This window comes from uncultured Campylobacter sp., from assembly GCF_937997405.1.
In the GTDB taxonomy this organism is placed as follows: Bacteria; Campylobacterota; Campylobacteria; order Campylobacterales; family Campylobacteraceae; genus Campylobacter_B.
Genome location: NZ_CALKTL010000001.1, coordinates 1 through 2,227 on the forward strand (window position 1 = coordinate 1; position 2,227 = coordinate 2,227).

Below are 2,227 nucleotides of genomic sequence, written 5' to 3' on the forward strand. Positions count from 1 at the left end.
AAAAAATTTTAAGCTTTGCCTTAGATCGGTTAAGTTTCGGAGGTGATTCGAACCGGTTTTAGCGGCGCCATAGGCGCTTCTTTTTTGCAAATATACCGTCCCGCCGCAGCCGGCAAGGATGTTCGCGATATACGGAATAAAATCGCCGAGCGGCATAAGAAGGTGGACGCGGGGCATTTTATCTGCGTTTTAAATTTTACTCTTTATGGCTTCAGGGGTCGCGCGCCGCTTTTAATCGATGCTTATCTTTTGATAGCGCGTCCGCATAAGCAAAGCGCGCTTTGCTGCGTAAATTTAAAAGCGGCGCCCGAATTTAGCCGAGCGCCGCAATTAAAATTTAACCGATTCGCGCACTCAAACGAGCGGTGCCGTCTGGCGCACATCTCGGTTAAATTTAAGCGGGTGCGATCAATACTTAAATGAGCTACCCGGCTCGATCAATTTAACCTTTTGCTTATAGTTCATCTTAAGCACCGCAGCAGGCCCGAGCACGGTCGCCTTTTCGCCCTCAAGCCAAAACGCCGTACCCTCCGGCATCGCATAAACCGTCGATTTTTGATTAGCGATCAAAAATTCCTCCAGCCTCTCCTCTCTACTCTCGCCGTTGTGCCCCGCAGGCTTGCCCGAGATGAAGTGCGGATTGATCTGGTGCGGGAAGATGTTGAAGGTATTAAACGACTCGGGCTCGATGATCGGCATATCGTTCGTCGTCATCATCGTAGCGCCCGCGACGTTCGAGCCCGCGCTCCAGCCGATATACGGCGTGCCGTCCTCGACCATTTTGCTAATCAGAGCGATGAGCTCGTTTTCGTACATATCGTGCACGAGCTTGAAGGTGTTGCCGCCGCCTACGAATATGCAATCCGCGCTCGCGACTTCCTTCGCGGCATTTTTAGCGTGGTGGACGCCGACTATGTTTAAGCTTAAGCTCGCAAGCGCCTCTTTGACGCGCTTTTCATATTCGTCGTAGCTCCTGCGAAGGCTTGCATAAGGGATGAAAACGATCTTTTTGCCCGTGAGGTTGTTCTCCTGCGCAAATTTACCGATCCACGACACCGCGTGCGATAGATACTTCGTGTCTTTGTAGCCCGAGCTTGAGAGTAGCAGCGCTCTTTGCTTGCTATGATCGCGCTTTGAGAGCTTAAACGCCTTTTCGCTCGCAGCTAGTTCGCTCGTACCGAGCATCGCAGCGCCCGCCGCCAAAGCGGCCACCTTTAGTAGGTCTCGTCTTTGATTTTGCATCTTTTCTCCTTTAAATCAAAGTTTGTATTTACTTTAAAATTATATTCCTTTACATATAAAGAGGGGCTGAATATTCGGTTTAAATTTCGCTCGCCCCAAGGCCTCGGCAAGGTAAAATTTAAAACTACCAAATTCCGAAATTCAGCGAGGCGCTGCGTCGTAAAATTTAAAAACGCGGCCAAATTTAATGAAATTCATGGCGCCGACACTAGGTTAAATTTAGTGAAATTTACGCTTCGTCTTTCGGGGTATATGAGCCCGTATTGAAAAAATAGCATACCCCAAAAACTATTCCGCAAATCGGCGCTACGATTAAGGCGTACAAAAATATATGAGCTGCGGCGCCTTCCAATATCCCGGTAAAAATCAAGGTCGGATATAAAAGCAAAACTATACTGGCAAAATTTTCTATCGTAAAGACCAACAAACTATCTCCTTGATCCTTGATAAAAAGGTTGCTGTATCGCTTAGTCTTAGTGTATCTTAAAAAACAGATCGTCGCGCATATAGGCAAAACTATTATCGCGACATCACGAATATCTCTAAAAATTTTAGACGACGATTCTATACCGATATTCGAAAAAAGCATATCAAGAAAAAACATTAGCATTAGCGAGAAATAGATGGTTGTAGCTGCCGACGAATAATACCCTATAATCACGCGTCTAATAAATTTATGCCTATCGTATCGCTTCTTTGAATTTTCAGGGATAGCGGCAAATTTCTCGTCCAGCTCTTTTGTGTCTGATTGAAATTTTTTATCCACAGCTCACTCCTTTTAAAGCGCTAAATTTTAGAAATTATATCGAATTTAGCGGCGCAAAGCGGCTACATTTAGGTCTGAATTTAAACGCGAAAGAGTATAATCGCGCCATGGTTTTGACGCAAAATTTGATCTATGAAATTTTACCATTGTGGGGGAGATCCCCGCGGGCAGGGACGATTCGGGCAGGGCGTGCGCCACATCGTTCTCATCGTACACAAT

At 46.1% G+C, this 2,227-nt stretch carries 2 protein-coding genes; both read right to left on the bottom strand.

What is annotated here, in order from left to right:
* Nucleotides 1-408: 408 nt before the first annotated feature.
* A complete protein-coding gene (gene pepE / locus Q0372_RS00005) occupies nt 409-1,242 on the bottom strand; it encodes a dipeptidase PepE (protein ID WP_298101192.1) in 834 nt (277 codons plus the stop codon).
* Nucleotides 1,243-1,471: 229 nt separating this feature from the next.
* Nucleotides 1,472-2,008, bottom strand: a complete 537-nt coding sequence (locus tag Q0372_RS00010) for a hypothetical protein (RefSeq protein WP_298101194.1) — start codon at nt 2,006-2,008, stop codon at nt 1,472-1,474.
* Nucleotides 2,009-2,227: the final 219 nt, after the last annotated feature.

What these genes read in the sequence shown, in the direction of transcription:
- pepE (WP_298101192.1), bottom strand. Translation starts at nt 1,242, where the DNA reads ATGCAAAATCAAAGACGAGACCTACTAAAGGTGGCCGCTTTGGCGGCG.